Genomic DNA, 17,299 nt, shown 5'->3' with positions numbered 1-17,299 from the left:
TATAATTGATATGGCAAAATAGAGATGGAACTTAAGAGTGGGGTTTCCCACTCTTTCGTATTATATATATAAAATAATGAGCTACAAGGAGGTTATCAAATTGTCAAAGATTGAAGAGTTGACAAGACAGCTTGTTACTCCCGCCATAGAAAAAAACAATTTTGAATTGGTTGATGTTGAATACAAAAAAGAAGGCAACAATTGGTATCTAAGAGTTTATATAGACAAAGATGGAGGAGTTAGCTTAGACGATTGTCAAATTATAAGTGAATATTTAAGTGAAAAGCTGGATGAAGTAGATCCAATAGATAATAGCTATATACTTGAAGTTTCTTCACCAGGAATAGATAGACCATTAAAAACAAAACGGGATTTTGAAAAATTCAAAGGCAGTTTAGTTGAAGTTTCATTATATCAACCGATAGATAAAAAGAAAAAGTATGAAGGGGAGCTTTTAGGCCTTGAAGATGATAAAGTAATCATTGTTGACGATGGCAGGAAAAGAGAATTTGATATAAAAAATGTTAGTTTGGTTAAACCTGTTATAAAATTTTAGATTAAAGGAGGGGAAATAATGAACAGCGAATTTATTGAGGCACTTGAACAAATTTGCAAAGATAAAGGCATTCCAAAAGAGACAATGTTTGAGACAATAGAAGCTGCATTGGTTTCGGCGTACAAAAAAAACTATGGAACAGCTCAGAATGTCAAAGTAAAGATGGATCGTGAAACAGGTGATGTTAAAGTCTATGCCCAAAAAACGGTTGTCGAAAATGTATATAATGATTTGCTTGAAATAAGTTTGGAAGAAGCTCAAAAACTAAGCAAGAAATACCTTGTTGGTGATACTGTTGATATTGAAGTTACGCCAAAATCTTTTGGAAGAATAGCGGCACAAAATGCTAAACAAGTTGTTGTTCAAAGAATAAGAGAAGCAGAACGAGGCATTGTATATGAAGATTTTTTAAGCAAGGAATCAGAAATAGTCACTGGGATTGTAGAAAGAATAGAAAAAAAGAATGTTTTAGTTGATTTAGGCAAAACTGAAGCTACTTTGACGCCAAATGAGCAGATTCCAAACGAAACTTATAAACATGGAGATAGAATAAAAGTCTATATAGTAGAAGTTAAAAAGACTACAAAAGGTCCGCAAATACTGATATCACGTTCGCATCCAGGACTAGTAAAAAGGCTTTTTGAGATGGAAGTACCAGAATTACAACAAGGTATCGTTGAAATTAGAAGCATCTCAAGAGAACCTGGTTCAAGGACGAAGATGGCTGTGTACGCAAAAGACGAAAATGTTGATCCGGTGGGTTCATGTGTAGGTTACAAAGGCGCAAGGGTACAAGCTGTTGTAAATGAGCTAAAGGGTGAAAAGATAGATATCGTAAAATGGAGCTCAAAACCACAGGAATTTGTAACTAACGCTTTAAGTCCGGCTAAAGTTTTAAGTATTGATATTGATGAAAAAGAAAAAATAGCAAGAGTCGTCGTACCTGATTATCAGCTTTCTCTTGCAATTGGCAAAGAAGGACAAAATGTAAGATTAGCTGCTAAGCTAACAGGATGGAAAATAGACATAACAAGTGAATCTACTGCTAAATCTTAAAGGTTGGGGTTGATAACGTGAAGTCCAAAAAAGTTCCAATGAGAATGTGTCTTGGTTGCCAGGAAATGAAGCCAAAGAGAGAGTTGCTTCGAATCGTCAAAAAAGCGCATAGCAATGAAGTCCAAGTTGATTTGACAGGTAAGTTATCTGGGAGAGGTTGCTATGTCTGCAAAAACATTGATTGTGTAGAAAAAGCCTTAAAATCAAAAAAAATAGAAAGGGCATTGGAAACTTCATTAACTGAAGATATTATTGAACAAATCAGAAAAGAGGTTTCAAATGAATAAATTTTATTCTATGCTGGGGTTGTGCAGGAGAGCAGGAAAATTATTGCCGGGAAGGTTGCCAGTTGAAAAAGGAATTGCTAAATCAAGTGTTCGTCTTGTTATTATAGCGGAAGATGCTTCTGAAAATACAAAGAAAAAGTTTATATCTTTATGTAATTCTAAAAACATTTTATATATAATCGCTGGTAATATGTCTTATATCGGCAAAAGCATAGGGAGAGACGATACAGCGGTGATTGGCATTACAGATGAAAACCTATCTAACAAACTATTAGCTGAAGCAAAGGAGGTTCTAACTAATGGAGGTGAATAAAATGTCAAAGACAAGAGTTTATGAGTTGGCAAAAGAACTAAAAATTACGAGCAAGGAATTGATTTCGAAGTTAAATGATTTAGATATTAATGTAAAAAATCATATGAGCACGTTAGAAGATGATGAAGTAAGTTTAATAATAGATTTATTGACCGAAAAAGAGGAAAAAGAGACCGATGAATTAGTAGAAGAATATGACGAAATTGATGAAAAGCCTAAAAAGTCTAACAAAAAGCAAAAAAAGTCAGATGCCAAAAAAGCAAAGGACGATAACAATAAACCACAAGATGATTCTGTTAAAATAATATCGATACCTGCGTTTATAACTGTTAAAGAGCTATCTGAAAAAATGAAAATAAATCCTTCAGATATCATAAAGAAATTGATATCCAAAGGAATAATGGTGACAATAAATCAACAAATAGACTATGAAAATGCCTCGCAAATCGCTGAAGAGTATGGCTTTTTATTAGAAAAAAAAGAGGAAAATGAAGATAATCTTGAAATCATAGACAAAGAAGATGACGAAAAAGATCTTCTGCCCAGACCACCTGTAATAACTGTGATGGGTCATGTAGATCATGGAAAAACATCCTTGCTGGATGCAATCAGAAAGACAAACGTTACTCAACGTGAAGCTGGAGGAATTACGCAACACATTGGTGCATCTGTTGTAGAAATAAATGGCAAAAAAGTCGTGTTTTTGGATACACCAGGACATGAAGCATTTACGGCTATGAGAGCGAGAGGTGCCAGCGTGACTGATATTGCTGTATTAGTTGTAGCAGCGGATGATGGTGTTATGCCTCAAACAATAGAAGCAATAAACCATGCTAAAGCTGCAAATGTTCCGATAATTGTAGCCATAAATAAAATTGATAAACCTAATGCGAACCCAGATAGAGTTAAGCAAGAATTGGTGGAATATGGTTTGGTGCCAGAGGATTGGGGCGGAAGTACAATATGTGTCAATGTTTCAGCGCAAAAAAATATTGGGCTTGATGATTTGCTTGAAATGATATTGTTGGAAGCGGAAATGTTAGAATTAAAGGCAAATCCAAATAGGCCAGCCAGAGGTACAATCATTGAAGCACAACTTGACAAAAACAGAGGTCCTGTTGCAACAGTTTTAGTACAAAAGGGAACACTAAAAACAGGTGATGTAATAATTGCTGGCACAGCTTATGGAAAAGTGAGAGCAATGTTTGACGATAAAGGTAGGAAGGTTAAAAAAGCATCACCATCAATACCTGTTGAAGTTTTGGGACTATCTGATGTTCCAAAGGCAGGAGACATACTTGTTGTATTGGATGATGAGAAAAAAGCTCGTTCAATTGCCGAAAAACGCAAGGAAAAGTTTAGAGAAGAAGAAATGATGCAAAAGCAAAAGATATCTCTTGATGAACTATTTAATCAAATAAAAGAAGGCAATGTAAAAGAGTTAAATATAATATTAAAAGCTGACGTGCAGGGTTCTGTGGAAGCATTAAAAAGCTCAATTGAGCAATTGAGTAATGATGATGTTAGACTTAGAGTTATCCATGGAGCGGTTGGTGCTATTACTGAAACTGATGTTATGTTTGCTTCCGCGTCTAATGCTATAATAATCGGTTTTAATGTAAGACCTGATAGCAAGGCTAAGTCTTTAGCAGAAAAAGAGAAAGTCGATATAAGGTTATATAGAGTAATCTATGATGCAATTGATGATTTAAAAGCAGCTATGAAGGGTATGTTGGAACCAGAGTATAGAGAAAAAGAATTAGGTAAAGCAGAAGTAAGAGCAGTATTTAGAGTTCCTAATGTAGGGAATGTGGCTGGATGCTATGTTGTAGAAGGTAAAATTTCCAGAAATGCAAACATAAGATTAGTAAGAGATGGCATAGTGATTTTTGAAGGGAAAATATCTTCGTTAAAGAGATTTAAAGATGATGTAAAAGAAGTACAATCTGGTTTTGAATGTGGAATCGGTATAGAAAGATTTAATGACATAAAAGAAGGTGATGTGCTGGAAGCATATCAGATGGAGGAAATACCTCGTTGAAAGGATGAATTAATGTGCAGTATAGAATTGGACGTTTATCAGAAGAAATAAAAAAAGAAGTAAGCCAAATGATATTCGAAGAGATAAAGGATCCAAGGATAAGCAGTATGACTAGCATAACAGATATCGAGGTTTCAAAAGATTTGCGTTATGCAAAAATTTATATTAGCGTTTATGGAAATGATGACGAGAAGAAAAACACTATAGAAGGTTTAAAAAGTGCAACTGGTTTTATAAGACATGAATTAGGAAAAAGGATTAAGTTAAGATATACTCCTGAATTGATTTTCGAACTTGATAATTCGATAGAATATGGTGCTCATATTTCTAAGATTTTAAGAGATTTAGATAGTCAAGAGAGTGAAGACAAATGATTTTAAATGATATGTTGGATTCAATAAGAGAAGCTGAAAAAATAGCTATTGTAACGCATGTATCACCTGATGGTGATGGAATAGGATGTGTTACTGCATTATACAAGGCCATGAATAAATTGAGAAAAGATGTATCTATATTTATTGATGATGATATACCTGAGATCTATAGATTTATGCCATACACAGATAAAATCACAAAACCATTTGACATATCAGCAGATTTGCTTATAGCTGTAGATTGCGCTGATTCAGATAGAATGGGAAAGGCAAAAGAATTGCTTAGAAAGGTCCCTAAGTCAATAAATATAGATCATCATATTTCAAATACTTTGTATGCTACTATGAATTACGTAGATACCAATGCAGCTTCGTCATCTGAGATAGTATATCAATTGATAAAAATATTAGGTATTGATTTGGACCAAGAAATCGCAGAATGTCTGTATGTTGGAGTCGTTACAGACACAGGACATTTTATGTACGGCTCAACTACATCATTTACTCATGAAGTTGCTGGTGATTTAATAAATAACGGTGCTTCTGTGGATAAAATATCCAATATTGTTTTTCATAATATTAAATATGAGAAGCTTAAGCTAATAGGCAGAGTTATAAACAATATGGAACTTTATTTTGATGGAAAAGTTGCGTATATGGAGATATCAAATGAAGATTTTCTTAGCACAAATACAAAATTAGAAGATGTAGAGAATATTATAAATTATGGAAGAGATATAGATAGTGTGGAAATCGCTGTTATGCTGGTTGAAAAAGGTGATTTTGTAAAAGGAAGTTTACGCTCTAAAAAGTATGTGGATGTAAATAAACTGGCTAAAGAATTTGGCGGTGGTGGTCATGTAAGAGCATCAGGATTCTTAACAGAAGGCAGTATAAATGATGTAAAAGAAAAAATTTTAGATTTAATAAAATTTGAAATCGATGAGTGATTGAAAATGGATGGTTTTTTAAATATTTTGAAACCGCCGGGCATGACATCTCATGATGTAGTATCCTTTTTAAGGAGAAATTTTAATATAAAAAAAATAGGCCATTTGGGAACTCTTGATCCGGGGGCAGCAGGTGTATTGCCTATATGTATAGGTAAAGCAACGAAATTGGCTCAGTATGTAGTATCGCAGACAAAGACGTATAGAGGGGAAATAACTTTTGGTTTCTCTACAGATAGTATTGATAAATTTGGAAATATTACAAGTGTAACGCCTGTTAAAATTTTGGAACAGTATAAAATATCAGAAATTGAAAGTGTATTTAAAGGCGATATTTTACAGATTCCACCTATTTACTCTGCTAAAAAAGTTGACGGAAAAAAACTTTATCAATATGCACGAGAAGGCAAAACTATTGATATCAAGCCTTCTCCTGTGACTATATATGACATTAATGTGATATCTTACGAGGCACCATACAAAATTATATTTGATGTAAAATGCTCAAAAGGAACATATGTAAGAGCTCTTGTTCGTGATATTTGTGATTATTTGAATATTTCAGGATATATGTCAATGCTTATTAGAACAAGCGTTGGATCATTTACTTTAGAAAATTCATTTACATTAGAAGAAGTTGTAAGTGGAAAGTACAAAATAATGAAAATGGATGATATTATAACATTTCCTGATGTTTGTCTTAGCAATGATGATTATCATAAGATTGTGCATGGCAATCCTGTGAAAAATAAATACACAAATGTAGATGCTGAATTTATAAAATTGTACAGTCCAGAACATTTCTTTGTTGGCGTTGGCAAAGTTGTAGGTGATAGAATCTATGTTGAACGATTGTTATTTGGAGCTGATGGCTAAGTGATAATAATAGATGAGTACAATACAGAAAAATACAATGATAAAAAAGTAATCGCTCTTGGAAACTTTGATGGTATCCATCTTGGACATCAAGAACTAATTAAAAAATCAGTAGAATTGTCAAAAACAAATAAAATGACGAGCTCTGTATTTACATTTAAACAACATACGACAAAGACGATATACAAAAATGATTATCAGAAGCTATTGACAACCAACAGAAAAAAAATAGAGGAATTTTCTAAATTTAATTTAGATTACGCTATAATTTATGACTTTAATAAGGATTTTTCATTGTTATCTCCCAAGGCTTTTATTGAGAACATTTTAATTAACAAGTTAAATATGAAAATTGCAGTTGTAGGGGATAATTATAGATTTGGATACAATGCTAATGGTGATGTTTCACTTTTAAAAAATTTTTCGAAGATTTATAATTATGAAGTATATATTGTTGAACCTATAAAATTGAACGATATTCCAATAAGTAGTAGCTTTATACGTTCTTTGATCCAGGAAGGAAATGTAGAAGAAGCAAGCAAATGTCTTGGGAGATATTTTAGCTTAGAAGGGTATGTCATTAGTGGTAGAAAAATCGGAAGAAAGTTAGGATTCCCAACGGCTAATATTAGGATAGACAGGGATTGTATCTTACCATTAAATGGCGTGTATATAACGAAAGTAAAAATAGGCAATAGACGCTTTCTCGGTATAACAAATATTGGAATAAATCCGACTTTTAATGTCAATAATTTATCTGTTGAAACGTATATTTTAGATTTTAATGAAAATATTTATGGGCTGTTTATAGAAATTGAATTTATTAAGCGTATTCGAAATGAAATAAAATTCAATAGCGAAAAAGAACTTATAGAACAGATGAAAAATGATTATGCTTTAGCAAAATCTTATAAATATATTTTACATAATTGATTTTTTGTGATAAAATTATATCCGTGATTACCATAGCTTTGATATTCGTTCACCGGCGATGTCAATGCTATTTGGCGAATTTATGAGTGGAGGTGAAATCATGCTAAACAAAGAGAGAAAAAATGAAATAATCGCTGAGAATAGGATTCATGAGAAAGACACTGGTTCTCCAGAAGTTCAGATTGCTTTACTCACTGAGAGGATTAACTCTTTAAATGAACATTTAAAAGTTCATAAAAAAGATCATCATTCAAGACGCGGCTTGCTTAAGATGGTTGGTCAGAGAAGAGGATTATTAAATTATCTAATGAAGAAAGATATGGATAGGTACCGTGCCATCGTTGAAAAGTTAGATTTAAGAAAATAGAGCGGGTAACCTCGCTCTTTTTTCTGTATTAATGCTCAAATATTTGAAAAAATATATTAAAAGGATGAAAGGAGGATAATATGGAAAGGATTTTTGAACTCGATCTTGCAGGGAGAAAATTAATCGTTCAAACTGGAAAACTTGCACAACTAGCTAATGGTAGCGCTCTTGTTAGATATGGTGATACAGTTGTGCTGGTTACTGCTTGCGCTTCTAAAGAACCAAGAGAAGGAGTTGACTTTTTCCCTTTAAGTGTTGATTATGAAGAGAGGCTTTATTCCGTAGGTAAAATACCTGGTGGTTTTATTAAACGGGAAGGTAAACCTACTGAGAAAGCAATATTGACGTCCAGATTAATAGACAGACCAATAAGGCCATTATTTCCACATGGATATAGGAATGATGTGCAGGTTATTGCTACTGTTTTATCTGTAGACCCTGATGTTCAGCCGGAGATAGTGGCAATGATAGGTTCTTCAGTTGCTTTATCCATATCTGATATTCCTTTTAACGGGCCTACAGGTTCTGTATCAGTAGCGCTTGTAGATGGGAATTTCATAATAAATCCTGACTTAAAAGCGAGAGAAAAAAGTGATCTGCATTTGACTGTTTCAGGCACAAAAGATGCCATAATGATGGTTGAGGCTGGTGCCAATGAAGTTACAGAAGAAGTAATGTTAGATGCAATAATGTACGCTCATCAATGCATAAAACAGATAGTAGAATTTATAGAAGGCATTGTAAAAGAAGTAGGACTTCCAAAAGCGGAAGTAATAGTACATGAAATAGATGCTAACTTAGAACAACAGGTTAGGGAATTTGCAACTGAAAAAATATATAATGCTTTGAGAACAGAAGAGAAGAAGGAAAGAAACGATAATATAGACAAAGTTGAGGAAGAAGTTTTAGAACATTTTAAAGATGAATATCCAGACAACCTTGCAGATATTGATGAAGTTTTATATACAATTACAAAAGAACAGATGCGAAAAATGATCACTGAAGAAAAAATAAGAGTAGATGGTAGAGGTTTAGATGATATAAGGCCAATAACATGCGATGTCGGCGTTTTGCCTCGTACACATGGTTCAGCTATATTTACTCGTGGTCAAACGCAAGTTATGACAGTGGCAACATTAGGTCCTCTTGGCGATATACAGATTCTCGATGGTTTAGGTGACGAAGAATCTAAGAGATATATGCATCATTATAATTTCCCTCCTTTTAGCGTAGGTGAAACGAGGCCATTAAGAGGTCCAGGAAGGAGAGAAATAGGGCATGGTGCACTGGCTGAGAGGGCATTAGAGCCTATGATACCTTCAGAGGAGGAATTTCCTTACACAATCAGATTGGTTTCTGAAGTGTTAAGCTCAAATGGTTCAACTTCACAAGCAAGTGTATGCGGAAGTACATTGGCCCTTATGGATGCTGGTGTTCCAATTAAAGCACCAGTTGCAGGCGTTGCAATGGGTCTTATTAAAGAGGGCGATATAGTATCTATACTGACAGATATACAGGGAATAGAAGACTTTCTTGGTGACATGGATTTCAAAGTTGCTGGTACTGAAAAAGGGATAACGGCAATACAAATGGATATAAAAATAGCTGGCATCGATCGCGATATCCTTTCGTTAGCTTTAGAAAAGGCTCGAAAAGGTAGGTTATTCATATTGAATAAGATGTTAGAAACTATAAAAGAGCCAAGAAAGGAATTATCTCCTTATGCTCCAAGGATTATAAGTTTAAACGTCGATCCTGAAAAAATAAGGGATATAATTGGAGTAGGTGGCAAGACAATAAACAAAATAATAGCAGATACAGGTGTTAAAATAGATATAGAAGACGATGGTAGAGTATTTATATCATCAACCGATTTAAAAGCTGGCGAGAAAGCTAAAATGATCATTGAAGCAATAACAAAAGATGTAGAAGTAGGTTCAATTTATTTAGGAAAAGTGACAAGACTGGCTTCATTTGGCGCTTTTGTAGAAATTGCTCCTGGTAAAGAAGGATTGGTTCACATATCTAAGTTAGATAAAAAACATGTGAATAAAGTTGAAGATGTGGTAAATATTGGTGATGAAATTTTGGTAAAAGTGACAGAAATTGATAAACAAGGACGGATTAATTTATCGAGGAAAGATGCTTTGCCAGAAGAAACTAAAAGTGACAAAGAAGTGTAAATGCATAAACCGCTTATGGTTTATGTTTTTTATTTATTAATATTCAATAAAAAAGTAATATCTGATAACATCACCTAATAAAATTTATTAAGAAAATAGATTAGGTGGTGTTAGTGTTGAAGATATATTATATAAAATATCCCAAAAAAACTACCGTAATATTGATTTTAATAATAATTATTGCGATAATCTTATTAGGGATGTTAGTTAATCATTCTATTTCTACGTTTAAAACAAATGACCCTATTTATAAAGGCGATGCAAATAGTAAAAAGATAGCTTTTGCTTGCAACGTAGCGTGGGGGAATGAGTATATTCCAAAGATGTTAGAAATATTTAAATCAAACAACATAAAAATAACATTCTTTTTTGAGGGGCAATGGGCTGAGAAAAATCCAGAGATAGTCAGACAAATTGCAACCGTTGGACATGAGATAGCAAGTCATGGGTATACACACGTTAAGTATACGCAGTGGAGCAGGGAAAAATATGCAGCGGATATATCAAAAGCAGGTGATGTGCTTTTTAAAATAACTGGCAAAAAACCTAATCTTTTTGCTCCACCATACGGTGATTTTAATGATGATGTGGTAAAAACTGCTGAAGATCTTGGCTATAAAGTAATCTTATGGAGTTTAGATACTATAGATTGGAGCAACCCAGGTGTTAATAATATTATCGATAGAGTTGTAAAAAAAGCTCATAATGGCGCTATCGTTTTGATGCATCCGACAAAAGGCACTGTAGAAGCGCTGCCTACTATGATCAAAGAATTGGAAAGCAAAGGTTATGAAATAACTAGCGTTTCAAATGTTCTAAAATAAATGAGGAGGTAGTAAATGTACATACAAAAGAAAATTAACGATGTTAATGTGGTAGCTTATAAGATGCCATACGTTAATTCAGTGTATATAGGAATATGGATTAAAGTTGGTTCTCGTTATGAAAATAAAGATAATAATGGAATATCACATTTTATTGAACACATGGTATTTAAAGGTTCAAAAAATAGAAGCGCAAAAGATATAGCGGAAGAAATTGATAATATCGGTGGACAGTTAAATGGATTCACAGGGAAAGAAAGCACTTGCTTTTATGTTAAAGTGTATAATTCATACACAGAAAAAGCAGTTGATGTACTTTTCGATATGGTGTTTAATCCACTTTTTAAAAGTGAAGATATAGAGAAAGAAAAAAATGTAGTGTTGGAAGAAATAAACATGAATAATGATTCTCCAGAGGATGTCGCTTATGATATGTTGGCAAACCTTACCTGGAAAGGTAACCCATTATCATATCCTGTTCTTGGCTATGAAGATACTGTAAAATCTTTTGATAGAGACATGATCGTCAAATTTTATAGAGATAATTACATTAAAGACAATATTGTGATTTCAATTGCAGGGAATTTTGATGACTCTATATTTGATATTATATCAAGAAAGACTTTATATATAAATTCTTGTAATAATGCCATTTCATTAGACAAACCTGACTGGAATAAAGGTATAGTATTAAAAAGCAAAGAATATGAGCAAGTAAACATATGTATAAGTATGCCTGGCATAAATTATTCATTTGACAGCATATATACTTTATCTATTGTTAGCAATGCATTCGGAGGAGGAATGAGTTCCAGACTGTTTCAAAAAATTCGCGAAGAAGAAGGGTTAGTATATTCGATCTACTCTTATCCGTCTACATATATTGACACAGGTGCTTTTACCATTTTTGCAAGTACTGCAACTGAAAATTTAAAATCGGTTTATGAACTGATCATAAAGGAAATTTTAAAAGTAAAAAATGATGGCTTTTCGGAATTTGAGGTAAACAAATTTAAAGAGCAGCTAAAAATTAGCATTTTAATGGATATGGATAGTATTAGCAGCAGAATGTCATCGATAGGCAAATCTCTGCTTTTTTTAAAAAAAGTTTATACTGTCAATGATATTGTAGATAAAATCGATTCAATTACATATGATGATGTTAACAATCTTGCGAAAAAGATATTTAATATTGAGCAATTGGGGATTTCAGTTGTCGGTGATATAAACGAAAATCAGATAGGATGGATGAAAATTGAATAATAAATTGCTTTTGAAAATAAAAAAAACAGATGATGCGAAAGATTTGCCTTTGCCAAAATATATGAGCAATGGAGCCGCAGGTATCGACTTATATGCAAAAGTAGATGAAGACGTGGTTATTAAACCTGGTGAAATAAAATTGATAGGAACAGGTATTATGATACAGTTGCCTGAAGGTTATGAAGCACAAATTCGTCCACGGAGTGGACTTGCGTTAAATAACGGTATAACCATGTTGAATTCTCCAGGTACTATAGACTCTGATTATAGAGGAGAAATTAAATTGATATTGATAAACTTTGGAAAAATTGATTTTATAGTTAAGAGAGGACTTAGAATCGCGCAAATGATAATAAATAAAGTAGAAATACCGGAAATTGTTGAAGTGGATGAATTGGACGAAACATTAAGAGGAGAGAATGGCTTCGGACATACAGGATTATAGATGAGAAAGGAGGATACGATGAGGCTAAGTGAATTTGGCAACAAAGAAATTGTAAACTTAAATGATGGCAAAAGGCTTGGTTTAATTGAAGATTCAGATCTTATAATCGATGAAAATACTGGAAAGATTAATTCAATTGTTGTCTATGAAACAAAAGGATCTATTTTTAGAAGCAGGCCTAATTACATAGAGATTCCTTGGGAGTATATAAAAAAGATAGGAAATGATATGATAATTGTGGAAGTAGAGCTTGATAAAATGAGAAAATTTTTATGATCGCTAATAAAGGAAAGGAAAATATCCTTTCCTTTATTAGCATAATAAAGTATAATAATATTAAATTTATTTTATTTTGCATGATGTATATGAAAGGGTGGTTATTACGAATATTATTGTTCAGAAATTTGGTGGCACATCTGTCTCAACGTCTGAAAGAAGAAATATGGCGGTATCAAAAGTAGTAGATGCTATTGAACAAGGATTCATGCCAGTGGTAGTAGTATCTGCAATAGGAAGAAGTGGAGATCCGTATGCAACTGATACTTTAATAAATTTTGCCAAGTCAATATATAAGGATACTCCTAAAAGAGAACTTGATATTTTAATGTCATGTGGTGAAATTATTTCAAGTGTCATATTTTCAAATGTCTTGATGAGCAAAGGCTATAAATCAAAAGTTTTTACTGGAGGACAAGCGGGAATAATTACGGATGATAATTTTGGAGATGCAGAAATAATAAGAGTAGAGCCACAATATCTTATTGACGCATTAAATCAAAATATAATTCCTGTAGTGGCTGGATTTCAAGGTATTACAGTTGATGGTGATATAACGACTTTAGGCAGAGGTGGCAGTGATACGACTGCTGCATTATTAGGTGAAGCATTGAAAGCATATGCCGTAGAAATTTATACAGATGTAGATGGAATCATGACAGCAGATCCCAGAATCGTCTCAAATGCTCATATATTGAAGCGAATAAGCTATAATGAAGTTTTTCAATTGGCGGAACAAGGTGCAAAAGTGATACATCCTCGAGCTGTAGAAATTGCGATGCGAGGCAATATACCTTTAGTAATAAAAAATACAATGAGCGATAGTCCGGGAACTATTATTACTCAATACAACAATGTTTACAATAACATTTATGACTCTGATAACCTTGTTACAGGTATAGCTAATATGAACAATAGAGTTCAAGTTATTATTGAATTAAATAGAGATGATAAAGATATTTTTGGGAAGATTGCAGAAGCTAAAATCAGTATTGACCTTATAAATGTCTTTCCTGATAGGAAAATATTCACCATATCGGAAGCTGATTTATCAAAATTAGAAACGCTGTTAAAAGAAAATGATGTTAAATACGCGATAAGGAAAAATTGCAGCAAAGTTTCGATAATTGGAAATAGAATACGTGGTGTTCCAGGTGTTATGGCCAGAATAATAAAAGCATTATCTGATAATAATATAGAGATTTTTCAAACGGCAGATTCTCACAATACTATTTCATGTCTTGTAAGTCAAGATAAGGCAGATATAGCTGTGAAGGTTTTGCACGATGAATTTAAGCTTGAAAGCTATAATTAGTGCATAATATGCACTAATTTTTTTATACTAATTTTATAGGAGAGTGATAAAATGGGTATATTAAAAAATGAAGATTTACCTGTGCAAACTGGTACGGCAGTACAGCAGAATATACAGAGCTTTGGACAGACGAATTTGCCAAATTTCGAAAGTAGTATTCATTGTCTGACAATAATAGGACAAATAGAAGGACACATGATATTACCGCCACAGAATAAGACTACAAAATACGAACATATAATACCGCAATTAGTAGCAATTGAAGAAAATCCTCAGATAAAGGGCCTTTTAATCTTGTTAAACACAGTTGGCGGAGATGTAGAAGCTGGTTTGGCTATCGCTGAGATGATTTCCAGTTTGTCAAAGCCTACAGTTTCAATCGTATTAGGCGGTGGACACAGCATAGGTGTGCCCCTTGCAGTTTCTTCAAATTACTCTTTCATTGTTCCTAGCGCAACAATGACTATACATCCAATAAGAATGACAGGTTTAGTTATAGGCGTACCTCAGACATTTGATTATTTTAATAAAATGCAGGATAGAATAGTTGAATTTGTAATAAGAAATTCGAGAATTAAAAGGGATGCTTTTATGAATCTTATGCTAAAGATAGGAGAGCTGGCAAATGATGTTGGAACTATCCTGGTTGGAAAAGAAGCAGTAGACTATGGATTGATCGATGAAGTTGGAGGTGTTTCAGAAGCAATTGAAAAACTTCAACAATTAATTAAAGAGAAAGAAAATAGGTGATTTTATGCTATACACTATAATTCCTTACGAACTTGTCTTTCAAAAATGTGATGAAATAAAAGATAATTATATTGAAATATATATGGAAGGAAAAACATTCATTTTAGAAAAAGAAGAGGATAAATATAAAATAATAAGAATGTACTCTACAAATCCAAACGATTATCTAAAAACTAAATACGCACCTGGAACTACAATTGATTTCAAAAAAAATCAAATTGTGCTATAATAGATGTGTTTAACACATCTATTTTTTTGATAAAAAGGATTTTTATATAAAATGTAGAATTAATTATTGGGTGATAATTATGAAATCAAAGACTAAAGAAAAATACAACAATGAAATAGTTGGAATAATTTTGCTTACTTTTTCGATTATTTCTATAATAAGCCTTTATTCTGACAAGACAGGAATAGTAGGGAAAGAATTGGTAATTTTATTAAAAAGCCTTTTCGGCGTAGGCGCGTATGCAATATCGCTATTAATTTTAGTGTATTCATTATTTCTTTTATTTAAAAATAAGAATTTTTTAGACTATAAAAGAATCATATGTTTATTAATAACATTTTTGTGTTTTATAAATATGGTTCAGATATATTTTTATGATAACATTGGCTATTTTAAAAATTATGTTTTAGATAGCATTAAGCATGGACTAAATGGGGCAGGTGGTGGGATTGTTTCTGCAATAACTGTCTTTGTACTTGTTAAGTTTTTGGGAGTTATAGGAAGTTGGTTATTTCTGATTTCTACATTAGTCATCAGCATCATACTTCTTACAGATATATCACTTATTGAAAGCATAAAATCAGTATATAGACAGATGTCTAAGCTTATAGAAAAATATAAAAACAAAAAAAAGACATTAGAATTTAATCATGAAAATATGCTACCTGAAATTGTAGAAAAACCAGATGAAAAAAAATTATCCAGAAAAAAAGTTGCAAATAGCGAAGAACAACAATTAAAGATAATACAACCGTACTTAGAAGAAGAAATAGATGAGAAAAAAGACCATAGCGAAGATGAATCCAAAATCTCAAAGATAGAAAATAAAGGGAAAACTTACGAGAATTATATTTATCCACCCATAGAATTGCTTAAAGAAGGTATACCACACCAAAAAGTTAACAATAATTTAATCATAGAAAATGCTAAGAAATTGGAAGAAACGCTTAAAAATTTCGCCATTGATGCTAAAGTAGTGCAAGTCAGCAGAGGGCCAGCTATTACAAGATTTGAATTACAACCAAGCCCTGGAGTCAAAGTCAGCAGAATAGTTAGTTTAACAGACGACATTGCATTAAGTCTTGCAACGCCTTCCGTTAGAATAGAAGCTCCAATCCCAGGAAAATCTGCAATTGGGATTGAAGTCCCAAATGAAAAAATATCTGTTGTGACACTTAGAGAAGTTATAGACACTAAAAAATTTAGGGAAAGCAAGTCCGATCTAACAATAGGATTAGGAAAAGACATTGCTGGAAACATAGTTATAGCTGATTTATCAAAAATGCCTCACTTATTAATTGCTGGTGCTACGGGTTCAGGCAAAAGTGTTTGTATTAATACTTTAATTGTAAGTTTATTGTACAAAGCTTCCCCTGATAAAGTCAAAATGATTTTAATAGATCCTAAAGTTGTTGAATTGAATATTTACAATGGCATACCACACTTACTAACGCCTGTTGTTACAGATCCTAAAAAAGCCGCTGGTGTCCTTAATTGGGCAGTAAATGAAATGACAGAAAGATATAAAGCATTTGCAGAAAACAATGTAAGGGATATTGAAGGGTATAATAAAATTCATGGCATTGACACAATGCCTAAGATAGTCGTTATTGTAGATGAATTATCAGATCTCATGATGGTTTCACCAGCAGAAGTGGAAGAATACATATGTAGATTGGCCCAAATGGCAAGAGCTGCAGGTATATATTTAGTAATTGCTACACAAAGGCCATCAGTAGATGTTATAACTGGCGTCATAAAGGCAAATATACCATCTAGAATTTCTTTTGCTGTTTCATCACAAATAGACTCAAGAACTATTTTAGACATGTCTGGTGCTGAGAAATTGCTAGGAAAGGGAGACATGCTTTATTACCCGATTGGCGAATCCAAACCAATTCGTGTGCAAGGTGCATTTATTTCGGATAAAGAAGTTGAAGAAATTGTAAATTTCTTAAAGTCAAATGCTAATGAGCCAAAATATGAAGAAATAATCGTCGAGTCAAAAAGTACATTAAACAAAGAAATAGAAGAAGATGAATTGATGAATGATGCAATTAAAGTAATTGTAGAAACTGGACAAGCTTCCATATCCATGCTGCAAAGAAGGCTTAGGATAGGCTATGCAAGAGCTGCAAGAATAATAGATCAGATGGAGCAAAAGGGAATAATAAGTGGATACGACGGCTCTAAACCAAGGCAAATATTGCTATCAGAAGAAGAAATAAAAAGAATAATAAACGGTTAATATTTCTTTACAA

The 17,299-nt window shown here is 32.8% G+C and carries 19 protein-coding genes; all 19 read left to right on the top strand.

Annotated elements, in window-relative coordinates; translation table 11 throughout:
• Positions 1-100 precede the first annotated feature (100 nt).
• The 19 genes from rimP (at position 101) to JJQ93_RS03680 (ending at position 17,286) form a co-directional block, all read left to right on the top strand.
• Positions 101-556, top strand: coding sequence for a ribosome maturation factor RimP (gene rimP, locus JJQ93_RS03770; RefSeq protein ID WP_274892796.1), 456 nt, complete (start codon positions 101-103; stop codon positions 554-556).
• Positions 557-574: 18 nt separating this feature from the next.
• A complete protein-coding gene (gene nusA, locus JJQ93_RS03765; protein ID WP_274892795.1) occupies positions 575-1,612 on the top strand; it encodes a transcription termination factor NusA in 1,038 nt (345 codons plus the stop codon).
• A 17-nt stretch (positions 1,613-1,629) separates the two neighbouring features.
• Entirely contained in the window at positions 1,630-1,899 is a 270-nt protein-coding gene (rnpM, locus tag JJQ93_RS03760; RefSeq protein ID WP_038069276.1) for an RNase P modulator RnpM, read from the top strand.
• On the top strand, positions 1,892-2,212 hold the full coding sequence (locus tag JJQ93_RS03755) for a L7Ae/L30e/S12e/Gadd45 family ribosomal protein (RefSeq protein ID WP_014758688.1): 321 nt from the start codon (positions 1,892-1,894) through the stop codon (positions 2,210-2,212). The genes rnpM and JJQ93_RS03755 overlap by 8 nt, the downstream gene beginning before the upstream one ends.
• Entirely contained in the window at positions 2,199-4,253 is a 2,055-nt protein-coding gene (infB, locus tag JJQ93_RS03750) for a translation initiation factor IF-2 (protein ID WP_085111953.1), read from the top strand. Before JJQ93_RS03755 ends, infB begins: the two co-directional genes overlap by 14 nt.
• Positions 4,254-4,267: 14 nt before the next feature.
• Positions 4,268-4,627 carry a 30S ribosome-binding factor RbfA gene (gene rbfA, locus JJQ93_RS03745; protein ID WP_014758690.1) on the top strand — a complete coding sequence of 120 codons (360 nt, stop codon included), beginning with the start codon at positions 4,268-4,270 and terminating at the stop codon, positions 4,625-4,627.
• Positions 4,624-5,577 (top strand): DHH family phosphoesterase, encoded by a 954-nt coding sequence (locus tag JJQ93_RS03740; protein WP_274892794.1) that lies wholly within the window; start codon positions 4,624-4,626, stop codon positions 5,575-5,577. Before rbfA ends, JJQ93_RS03740 begins: the two co-directional genes overlap by 4 nt.
• Before the next feature lie 6 nt (positions 5,578-5,583).
• Positions 5,584-6,453, top strand: a complete 870-nt coding sequence (truB, locus tag JJQ93_RS03735) for a tRNA pseudouridine(55) synthase TruB (protein WP_274892793.1) — start codon at positions 5,584-5,586, stop codon at positions 6,451-6,453.
• Entirely contained in the window at positions 6,454-7,386 is a 933-nt protein-coding gene (locus tag JJQ93_RS03730) for a bifunctional riboflavin kinase/FAD synthetase (protein ID WP_274892791.1), read from the top strand. It begins immediately after the preceding gene.
• 100 nt (positions 7,387-7,486) lie between these two features.
• A complete protein-coding gene (gene rpsO, locus JJQ93_RS03725) occupies positions 7,487-7,753 on the top strand; it encodes a 30S ribosomal protein S15 (protein WP_013788055.1) in 267 nt (88 codons plus the stop codon).
• A gap of 80 nt (positions 7,754-7,833) precedes the next feature.
• Positions 7,834-9,936: a polyribonucleotide nucleotidyltransferase gene (locus tag JJQ93_RS03720; protein ID WP_274892790.1), complete on the top strand. Its 2,103-nt coding sequence runs from the start codon at positions 7,834-7,836 to the stop codon at positions 9,934-9,936.
• Between the two features lie 116 nt (positions 9,937-10,052).
• The gene (locus JJQ93_RS03715) at positions 10,053-10,760 is read left to right on the top strand and encodes a polysaccharide deacetylase family protein (protein ID WP_274892789.1); all 708 of its coding nucleotides are present in this window, start codon (positions 10,053-10,055) and stop codon (positions 10,758-10,760) included.
• Positions 10,761-10,775: 15 nt separating this feature from the next.
• Positions 10,776-12,023: a M16 family metallopeptidase gene (locus JJQ93_RS03710; RefSeq protein WP_274892787.1), complete on the top strand. Its 1,248-nt coding sequence runs from the start codon at positions 10,776-10,778 to the stop codon at positions 12,021-12,023.
• Positions 12,016-12,468, top strand: coding sequence for a dUTP diphosphatase (gene dut / locus JJQ93_RS03705; protein ID WP_085111946.1), 453 nt, complete (start codon positions 12,016-12,018; stop codon positions 12,466-12,468). The genes JJQ93_RS03710 and dut overlap by 8 nt, the downstream gene beginning before the upstream one ends.
• Before the next feature lie 18 nt (positions 12,469-12,486).
• On the top strand, positions 12,487-12,744 hold the full coding sequence (locus JJQ93_RS03700) for a YlmC/YmxH family sporulation protein (protein WP_085111945.1): 258 nt from the start codon (positions 12,487-12,489) through the stop codon (positions 12,742-12,744).
• A gap of 76 nt (positions 12,745-12,820) precedes the next feature.
• Entirely contained in the window at positions 12,821-14,059 is a 1,239-nt protein-coding gene (gene dapG, locus JJQ93_RS03695) for an aspartate kinase (RefSeq protein WP_274892786.1), read from the top strand.
• Between the two features lie 51 nt (positions 14,060-14,110).
• The gene (locus JJQ93_RS03690; RefSeq protein ID WP_085111943.1) at positions 14,111-14,809 is read left to right on the top strand and encodes a ClpP family protease; all 699 of its coding nucleotides are present in this window, start codon (positions 14,111-14,113) and stop codon (positions 14,807-14,809) included.
• 4 nt (positions 14,810-14,813) lie between these two features.
• Positions 14,814-15,038: a YlzJ-like family protein gene (locus tag JJQ93_RS03685; protein ID WP_085111942.1), complete on the top strand. Its 225-nt coding sequence runs from the start codon at positions 14,814-14,816 to the stop codon at positions 15,036-15,038.
• 79 nt (positions 15,039-15,117) lie between these two features.
• Positions 15,118-17,286 carry an FtsK/SpoIIIE family DNA translocase gene (locus JJQ93_RS03680; protein WP_274892785.1) on the top strand — a complete coding sequence of 723 codons (2,169 nt, stop codon included), beginning with the start codon at positions 15,118-15,120 and terminating at the stop codon, positions 17,284-17,286.
• Positions 17,287-17,299 lie beyond the last annotated feature (13 nt).

Origin of the sequence: Thermoanaerobacterium sp. R66, assembly GCF_028895185.1 — a bacterium.
Classification (GTDB): Bacteria; Bacillota; Thermoanaerobacteria; order Thermoanaerobacterales; family Thermoanaerobacteraceae; genus Thermoanaerobacterium.
Note: the sequence above shows the minus strand (reverse complement) of the source record. Positions and strands in the feature narration are given on the sequence as shown.

What these genes read in the sequence shown, in the direction of transcription:
- nusA (WP_274892795.1), top strand. Translation starts at nt 575, where the DNA reads ATGAACAGCGAATTTATTGAGGCACTTGAACAAATTTGCAAAGATAAA.
- JJQ93_RS03755 (WP_014758688.1), top strand. Translation starts at nt 1,892, where the DNA reads ATGAATAAATTTTATTCTATGCTGGGGTTGTGCAGGAGAGCAGGAAAA.
- infB (WP_085111953.1), top strand. Translation starts at nt 2,199, where the DNA reads ATGGAGGTGAATAAAATGTCAAAGACAAGAGTTTATGAGTTGGCAAAA.
- JJQ93_RS03740 (WP_274892794.1), top strand. Translation starts at nt 4,624, where the DNA reads ATGATTTTAAATGATATGTTGGATTCAATAAGAGAAGCTGAAAAAATA.
- truB (WP_274892793.1), top strand. Translation starts at nt 5,584, where the DNA reads ATGGATGGTTTTTTAAATATTTTGAAACCGCCGGGCATGACATCTCAT.
- rpsO (WP_013788055.1), top strand. Translation starts at nt 7,487, where the DNA reads ATGCTAAACAAAGAGAGAAAAAATGAAATAATCGCTGAGAATAGGATT.
- JJQ93_RS03720 (WP_274892790.1), top strand. Translation starts at nt 7,834, where the DNA reads ATGGAAAGGATTTTTGAACTCGATCTTGCAGGGAGAAAATTAATCGTT.
- JJQ93_RS03710 (WP_274892787.1), top strand. Translation starts at nt 10,776, where the DNA reads ATGTACATACAAAAGAAAATTAACGATGTTAATGTGGTAGCTTATAAG.
- JJQ93_RS03700 (WP_085111945.1), top strand. Translation starts at nt 12,487, where the DNA reads ATGAGGCTAAGTGAATTTGGCAACAAAGAAATTGTAAACTTAAATGAT.
- JJQ93_RS03690 (WP_085111943.1), top strand. Translation starts at nt 14,111, where the DNA reads ATGGGTATATTAAAAAATGAAGATTTACCTGTGCAAACTGGTACGGCA.
- JJQ93_RS03685 (WP_085111942.1), top strand. Translation starts at nt 14,814, where the DNA reads ATGCTATACACTATAATTCCTTACGAACTTGTCTTTCAAAAATGTGAT.
- JJQ93_RS03680 (WP_274892785.1), top strand. Translation starts at nt 15,118, where the DNA reads ATGAAATCAAAGACTAAAGAAAAATACAACAATGAAATAGTTGGAATA.